The organism is Streptomyces sp. NPDC019890 (assembly GCF_044903445.1).
Taxonomy (GTDB): Bacteria; Actinomycetota; Actinomycetes; order Streptomycetales; family Streptomycetaceae; genus Streptomyces.
This window is the reverse complement of the sequence record NZ_JBJDQK010000015.1, coordinates 82,729-89,531: the sequence shown is the minus strand read 5'-3', so window position 1 is coordinate 89,531 and position 6,803 is coordinate 82,729. Positions and strand designations below refer to the sequence as shown.

Genomic DNA, 6,803 nt, shown 5'->3' with positions numbered 1-6,803 from the left:
GTCCTCGGGGGGGTGGCCGCCGGGTAACTCCGGGGCTACTACTCGGGGCCCCATGGGGGGCCGGGGGGGGGGGGGGGGGCCCCCCCCCCCCCGGCGGGGGGGCGCGGCACCCACGACACACCGCTGCTGGCGGCGGTGACGATCGCGTACCACCGGCGCAGGCGCGAGAGCCTGGCGACGGCCTGAGGGCGGCACGGGGGGGGCGTCCCCGGGGGCCTGTCATACCCGCCTGGGATCATCGGTACGTGAGTACGGTCGAGAAGGCGCTGGCAGGCGCGCTGTACGTGGAGGACGATCCGGCGCTGGACACCGCGGCCTCGCTGCTCGCGGCGGACCCGGCCGCCGATGCGGAACTGCGACTGCGCGGCGAGGAGTTCGTGCGCCGGGCGTGGGAGCGGGGCTGGCAGCCGGCCGATGTCGTACGGCTCGTGCGGCGCGACCTCGACGAGGCGCACGAGCGGCTGGCCGCCGAGCTGATCACGGGGGAGAGCAGGCGGTACGAACACCTCACCCCGCGCTGGACGGCGCAGCTCACCGAGCTGGAGGCGTGGGCCCCGTACCGCGCCCACCGCTTCTCGTACGCGACAGCGGTGCTGGAGCTGTACCGATTGCTGGTCCGGCTGCCTTCCATCGAGCCGGTCGGCCCGGTGCCCGGCGCCTCCGCCCTGCACGTGGCCCCGTCGGCGGGGGAGCCGCGCATGCTCACCCGTATCCGTGCCCTGCTCGCCAAGGCCGAGGCGACGGGCTACCCGGACGAGGCGGAGGCGCTCACCGCCAAGGCGCAGGAGCTGATGGCCCGCCACAGCATCGACGAGGCCCTGCTCGCGGCGCGGACCCACCGTCCGGACGCTCCCGCGGCCTGCCGCATCGGCGTGGACGCGCCGTACGAGACGGCCAAGGCGATCCTGCTGGACGCGGTCGCCTCCGCGAACCACTGCCGGGCCGTGTGGAACAGCGCGTTCGGCTTCTCGACGGTCGTCGGTTTCGAGGCCGATCTGGAGGGGGTCGAGCTGCTGTTTACCTCACTGCTGGTGCAGGGGACGGCGGCGATGACGCGTGCGGAGGCGGGCCAGCGCGCGGGTGGCCGCAAGCGGACGAAGACTTTCCGGCAGTCGTTCCTGATGGCGTACGCGAGCCGGCTCGGCGAGCGCCTGGCGGCGGCGAGTGAGAGCGTGACCGCCGCCGCGGATCTGCTGCCGGTACTGGCGTCCCGGGACGTGGCGGTCACGGATCGCGCGGATGAGATGTTCCCGCAGACGACGAGCACGCGGGTGCGCGGGGTGACGGACCTGGCGGGCTGGGAGCACGGCACGACGGCGGCGGACGGCGCCCAGATGCCGAAGGCGCACCCTCCGCTTCCTTGACGGCTTGCTTGAAGCTCGGGGAGGTTCAACGGCGGACCCCTGCCCCGCCCGGAGGCAGGGCAGGGGTCCGTGGATCAGCGCTGCTGGACGAGCGCCTTGCCCGCGCGGGCGTCCGCGGAGCAGGACTGCTTCTCCGCGTCGGTCATCTTGCGGCTCTTGACGACCACCGCGTTGCTCCGGCCGTCCGTGCCGTTCGGGGCCGGTCCGGTGATGGTGTCCTGCCAGAACCAGTAGTAGTGACCCCACTTGGGGCTGTCGTAGTGGGTCTGCCAGGTGCCGGAGACCTTCTGCATCACCTGGGCGCGGGAGATCCAGCCCACTTCACCGGGCTTGACCGTCATGCCCAGCGAGCTGCTCTCCGAGTGGGTGCTCGACCAGGTGTGGCTGTAGGTCGCGGTCACACTCAGGTCGATGATGCCCGCGATGTTGCCGCCCGCGGTGACCGAGACGCCGGCCGAGTCGGTCGAGCCCACGGTGTCGTTCCAGGTCATGGACTGAGTGGCGTCCGACGTACTGCAGTTGAAGAGCGAGTCGGAGACCTGTCGGAACTCACCCAGGTACGCCTCCCCCAGCTGGGGGGAGTTGAAGGAACACTTGCCCTCGCCCGAGGCGCAGTCCGCCGTCAGCTGCTGCACGGTCGGCTGGTCGTCGGCGACCGCGGACGGCGCGGCCGCCGCCGCTATCCCGCATGCGGCCACGGCTGTGACCAGTAAACGGCCGGCGTACCGCGTGGCGCGGTTGTTCGTCATCCTGTTGCCTTTCGCATGTGCTGGGGGGTCGGTGAATCCGCCTGTGGGCAACGGGAGTTGAGGCGCCCGATGCCCGCCGGCGATCACCGCCTGTTGCGCCTGCGATTGTTGCGACAACGAGCCCGACACGCCAGGGGTGGCACAACGACGAAGGGCCACGGACCCGTTGAAGGTCCGTGGCCCCGCCCTGTACGTCAGGGAGTCGGGAAGCCGGTCGGCAGGCCCGTCGGCAGCTTGCCCGCCGCCGACTTGGTCAGCGTGTCCTTCGCGCCCTTGTCCCACGAGACGACCAGCGTCTTGCCGTCGTTCGACTCGATCGAGCCCATCGTGCGGTCGGTGTTCCCGTCCGCACACTTCAGCGACAGCATCTGCTTGCCCATGTCCGACACCTCGCCGGTGCAGGCGTGCCCGTCGGCCAGCAGCACCGCCTTCGTGCCGGTGACGGCCAGGGACACGGCCTTGCCCTCGGTCACGCCTGCCCAGGCGCCCTCGATGTTCCCGCTGTCCCCGCCCGGGTCGCCGCCCGCGTTCGTCGGCGCCGTGGACGCCTTCTCCTTGCCCGCGTCGTCACCGCCGTCGCTGCCACAGCCGGACAGCACGAGAGCGGCGGCCGCGACGAGACCCGCCGCGGCGACCGATGTACGTACGCGCTTGTGCACTTCTCTGTCCCCCTTGTCGGTTCCAAGACCGCGCCAAGCTACCAGGAGGACTTCCGCACCCCCGGCAGGAACCCGGCGTGCGCCTGCTCACGCACCCACCGGGCAGCGTCGCGCTCCATCGCGCGGGAGATGGCGCTGCTGCCGTACTCCTCCGGCAAGTGATTGTGTGGACGTGGGAGCCAGAACGGCCCGGCGTACGTCTCTTCCTTGTGTAGGTGCCCTTGTGCAGGTGCCCTTCAGGCGTTGCGGGAGACGCCGGACCGGCTCGGCCGCGGTCGTGTGAGCTGTAATCGGGGGACCACCCCGTGTGCACGTGCATCTGCTCAGGCGTCTGCTCATGCATTGGCATATGAACACAGCTATGATCCGGGATAGTTGACACCTGCACCTTGCATCCCGGGAGCGACTTGTGCACCACGTGTACAACGGCATGGCGGCCACGGAGCTTCACGGTGTCGTCTGGCAGAAGAGCAGACACAGCAACTCCCAGGGATCCTGTGTGGAGTTCGCCAAGCTGCCCGGCGGGGATGTGGCGATGCGCAACTCACGGCACCCCGACGGCCCCGCACTCGTATATACGCCTGCGGAGATCGAAGCGTTGCTTCTGGGCGTCAAGGACGGGGAGTTCGACCATCTGATCGCGTGATCGCGGGGAGCCGGCCCACCGAGGGGCCGGCTCAACCTGCGCGAAGCCGGCCGAAACCAGCGAAGCCGGCCGAAGCCGGCGAGGCTAGCCGAGGCGGAACAGCGCCCAGACCACCTTGCCGTGCAGTGACCCGGCCAGCGGGTGCCACCCCCAGCTGTCGCTGAAGGAGTCCACCAGAAACAGACCCCGGCCCGACTCGGCCGCGCCGCTGGGATCCGGAAAAGGGGCGTCGTCGCTCTCGCCGGCCGACCCCGGGCTGTCATGGCTGGGATCGCGTACCGCGCACACCAGTCGGGTCGTCCACCGCATCAAGTGCAGCCGTACGGGACAGTCCTGGTCCTGCCGGGGAGTCTCCGCGGGCAGCGCGTGCCGCAGTGCATTGGTGACGAGTTCGGAGACGACCAGCGCGACATCGTCGAAACGGTCGTTCAGATCCCACTGCCCGAGCGTTGCCTTGGTGAACTGCCGGGCCCCGCGCACCGCTTCATAGCGGGCGGGCAGGGCGCACGAGGCGGAGCTGGAGACCGCTGCGGGATCGATGGGGGGAAGCCCCTGCCGTAACGGCTCGAGCATGGTCGATCCATTCATCCCCATGCGAGGCACTCCCGGGAATCGCGGCTGTGACGCTACAACACGTACGAGCATGCAGGTGCGCGAGCACCATGGTTCCGAATGCGTAGGGCAGATGCAAGGGCAGATGCACGTGCACGCGCCGGACCTGTCCAGTCCCGTGACGGTTCTTACTCATTTCTTCCCCCAATCTCTTTCGCCCCCTTCCCAAGGCCTTCTCATTTCCGTAATCGAATGAGTACGGGGTGAAGCGTTTTGGTGGCAGAATCCCGGGTCTCGGGGTTCGGGGGTGCTCCGTCAGGCCAACCGAAGTAGCGATGAAGAGCGATGGGGAGGGCTGGAGTCGTGACCGCAAGCGAGTCGAGCGGTTCCGTGGTGCGGCGCATCCTGTTGGGCTCGCAGCTGAGGCGGCTGCGCGAATCACGCGGCATCACCCGAGAGGCTGCCGGCTACTCGATCCGCGCATCCGAGTCAAAGATCAGCCGCATGGAGTTGGGACGGGTGAGCTTCAAGGCGAGGGACGTCGAAGATCTGCTGACGCTTTACGGAGTCACCGACGAGGCGGAGCGCGGATCCCTGCTGGGCCTCGCCAAAGAGGCCAATGTCGCCGGATGGTGGCACAGTTACGGCGATGTACTGCCCGGCTGGTTTCAGACATATGTAGGGCTGGAAGGCGCCGCCTCGCTGATCCAGATCTACGAGGTGCAGTTCGTGCACGGACTGCTGCAGACCGAGGCGTACGCCCACGCCGTCGTCAGCCGCGGCATCCCCGACGCCCCTCGGGCCGAGATCGACCGCCGGGTCGCACTCCGCCTGGAGCGCCAGAAGGTCCTCGTCTCCGAGCGTGCGCCCCGCTTCCACGCCGTCCTCGACGAGGCCGCGCTGCGCCGGCCGTACGGCGACCGGGCAGTCATGCAGGGCCAGTTGAGGCATCTGATCGAGGTCTCCGAGCAGTCGAACATCACCTTGCAGGTGATGCCCTTCAGCTTCGGCGGTCACGCGGGTGAGAGCGGATCCTTCACCATGCTGCGCTTCCCCGAGTCGGACCTCTCCGACATCGTCTATCTGGAACAGCTCACCAGCGCCCTGTATCTCGACAAGCGCGAAGAGGTGGCCCAGTACGAAAGGGCCATGAAGCGCCTGCAGGAGGACAGTCCGGATCCGGCCGAGAGCTGTGACCTTCTCCGGGGTCTACTCCAACTCACCTGAAACGCAAGTACGATGACGCGACATCAGCCATACAGCCATCTGCTTCTGCCGTAAGGAATCAGATCACATGTCCTTCTTCACCGAGCTGGCCCACCAGTACATCGATGGCGAGTGGAGGCCGGGCAGCGGCTCCTGGGACATCATCGATTTCAACCCGTACGACGGCGAGAAGCTGGCCTCGATCCCGGTCGCCACGGCGGTCGAGGTGGATCAGGCCTACCGCGCCGCCGAACGCGCGCAGAAGGCCTGGGGCGAGACCAATCCGTACGCCAGGAGGCTGGTCTTCGAGCGTGCCCTGCGCATCATCGAGGAGCGCGAGCAGGAGATCACCGAGACGATCATCGCGGAGCTCGGTGGCACGCATCTGAAGGCGGGCTTCGAGCTGCACCTCGCCAAGGAGTTCCTGCGCGAGGCGATCCAGCTCGCGCTGCGGCCCGAGGGCCGGATCCTGCCCTCGCCGGTCGACGGCAAGGAGAACCGCGTCTACCGGCTGCCGGTCGGTGTCGTGGGCGTCATCAGCCCCTTCAACTTCCCGTTCCTGCTGTCGATCAAGTCGGTGGCCCCGGCGCTGGCGCTGGGCAACGCGGTGGTCCTCAAGCCGCACCAGAACACCCCCATCTGCGGTGGATCCCTGGTGGCCAAGGTCTTCGAGGACGCGGGCCTGCCCGCCGGACTGCTGAACGTCGTCATCACCGACATAGCCGAGATAGGCGACGCGCTCCTGGAGCATCCGGTGCCGAAGGCCATCTCCTTCACCGGCTCCGACAAGGTGGGGCGCCATGTCGCCACGGTCTGCGCGGCCAACTTCAAGCGCGCCATCCTCGAACTGGGCGGCAACAGCGCGCTGATCGTGCTGGACGACGCGGACATCGACTACGCGGTGGACGCGGCGGTCTTCAGCCGTTACGTGCACCAGGGCCAGGTCTGCATGGCCGCCAACCGGGTTCTTGTGGACCGCCGTGTGGAGCAGGAGTTCACCGAGAAGTTCGTCGCCAAGGTCAAGACCCTCAAGGTCGGCGACCCCTCCGACCCCGCGACCCACATAGGCCCGCTCATCAACACCTCGCAGGCCGACGCCGTCACCTTGCTCGTCGAGCAGACCGTGGAGGCGGGCGCGACGGCGCTGCTGCACGGCGGCACCGAGGGCAATCTGGTGAGCCCGTCGGTGCTGACCGGCATCGCGGCCGACTCGCCGGTCCTGACGCAGGAGATCTTCGGCCCGGTGGCGCTGATAGTGCCGTTCGACGGGGAGGACGAGGCGGTCAGGATCGCCAATGACACTCCGTACGGTCTGAGCGGCGCGGTGCACACGGCGGACATCGAGCGGGGCGTACGGATCGCCAAGCGGATCGACACCGGCATGATCCACGTCAACGACGGCACGGTCCACGACGAGCCGATCGTGCCCTTCGGCGGCGAGAAGCACTCGGGCAGCGGGCGGTTGAACGGGGAGTCGATGATCGAGGCGTTCACGACGCAGAAGTGGATCTCGGTGCAGTACGGCCGTTCGCAGTTCCCCTTCTGAGGCAACGGGCCCTTGCGGACAGAAGCTGACCGCAAGGGTCCGTAGCTTGGTTGTTGTCAGGACGGCAGGACGGCAACAGCC

8 protein-coding genes are annotated in these 6,803 nt (G+C 68.5%); 5 read left to right on the top strand and 3 right to left on the bottom strand.

Going from position 1 to position 6,803, the window contains the following annotated elements; genetic code table 11:
• The first annotated feature begins 245 nt into the window (after positions 1 to 245).
• Positions 246 to 1,364 carry a DUF2786 domain-containing protein gene (locus tag ACI2LP_RS30520; protein ID WP_404727760.1) on the top strand — a complete coding sequence of 373 codons (1,119 nt, stop codon included), beginning with the start codon at positions 246 to 248 and terminating at the stop codon, positions 1,362 to 1,364.
• Positions 1,365 to 1,438: 74 nt separating this feature from the next.
• On the opposite strand, the gene ACI2LP_RS30515 is transcribed toward ACI2LP_RS30520, so the two are convergent.
• Positions 1,439 to 2,113, bottom strand: a complete 675-nt coding sequence (locus tag ACI2LP_RS30515) for a hypothetical protein (protein ID WP_404727759.1) — start codon at positions 2,111 to 2,113, stop codon at positions 1,439 to 1,441.
• Positions 2,114 to 2,307: 194 nt separating this feature from the next.
• Positions 2,308 to 2,772 carry a hypothetical protein gene (locus ACI2LP_RS30510; protein ID WP_404727758.1) on the bottom strand — a complete coding sequence of 155 codons (465 nt, stop codon included), beginning with the start codon at positions 2,770 to 2,772 and terminating at the stop codon, positions 2,308 to 2,310.
• Between ACI2LP_RS30510 and ACI2LP_RS30505 the strand changes: the two genes are divergently transcribed.
• Together ACI2LP_RS30505 and ACI2LP_RS30500 are read left to right on the top strand one after the other, a co-directional pair.
• Positions 2,767 to 2,934: a hypothetical protein gene (locus tag ACI2LP_RS30505; RefSeq protein ID WP_404727757.1), complete on the top strand. Its 168-nt coding sequence runs from the start codon at positions 2,767 to 2,769 to the stop codon at positions 2,932 to 2,934. The genes ACI2LP_RS30510 and ACI2LP_RS30505 overlap by 6 nt on opposite strands.
• Positions 2,935 to 3,181: 247 nt before the next feature.
• Positions 3,182 to 3,418: a DUF397 domain-containing protein gene (locus ACI2LP_RS30500; protein ID WP_360871254.1), complete on the top strand. Its 237-nt coding sequence runs from the start codon at positions 3,182 to 3,184 to the stop codon at positions 3,416 to 3,418.
• An 84-nt stretch (positions 3,419 to 3,502) separates the two neighbouring features.
• Here ACI2LP_RS30500 and ACI2LP_RS30495 read toward each other — a convergent pair whose 3' ends face one another.
• Positions 3,503 to 4,012 (bottom strand): ATP-binding protein, encoded by a 510-nt coding sequence (locus tag ACI2LP_RS30495; protein WP_404727756.1) that lies wholly within the window; start codon positions 4,010 to 4,012, stop codon positions 3,503 to 3,505.
• A gap of 321 nt (positions 4,013 to 4,333) precedes the next feature.
• Here ACI2LP_RS30495 and ACI2LP_RS30490 point away from each other — a divergent pair, with 321 nt between their 5' ends.
• The gene (locus ACI2LP_RS30490; RefSeq protein WP_360871259.1) at positions 4,334 to 5,197 is read left to right on the top strand and encodes a helix-turn-helix transcriptional regulator; all 864 of its coding nucleotides are present in this window, start codon (positions 4,334 to 4,336) and stop codon (positions 5,195 to 5,197) included.
• A gap of 67 nt (positions 5,198 to 5,264) precedes the next feature.
• Entirely contained in the window at positions 5,265 to 6,722 is a 1,458-nt protein-coding gene (locus ACI2LP_RS30485; RefSeq protein ID WP_404727755.1) for an aldehyde dehydrogenase family protein, read from the top strand.
• The last annotated feature ends 81 nt before the right edge of the window (positions 6,723 to 6,803 follow it).

Excerpts from the sequence above, each read along its gene's own strand:
- ACI2LP_RS30485 (WP_404727755.1), top strand. The coding sequence starts at position 5,265 with ATGTCCTTCTTCACCGAGCTGGCCCACCAGTACATCGATGGCGAGTGG.
- ACI2LP_RS30515 (WP_404727759.1), bottom strand. The coding sequence starts at position 2,113 with ATGACGAACAACCGCGCCACGCGGTACGCCGGCCGTTTACTGGTCACA.
- ACI2LP_RS30495 (WP_404727756.1), bottom strand. The coding sequence starts at position 4,012 with ATGGGGATGAATGGATCGACCATGCTCGAGCCGTTACGGCAGGGGCTT.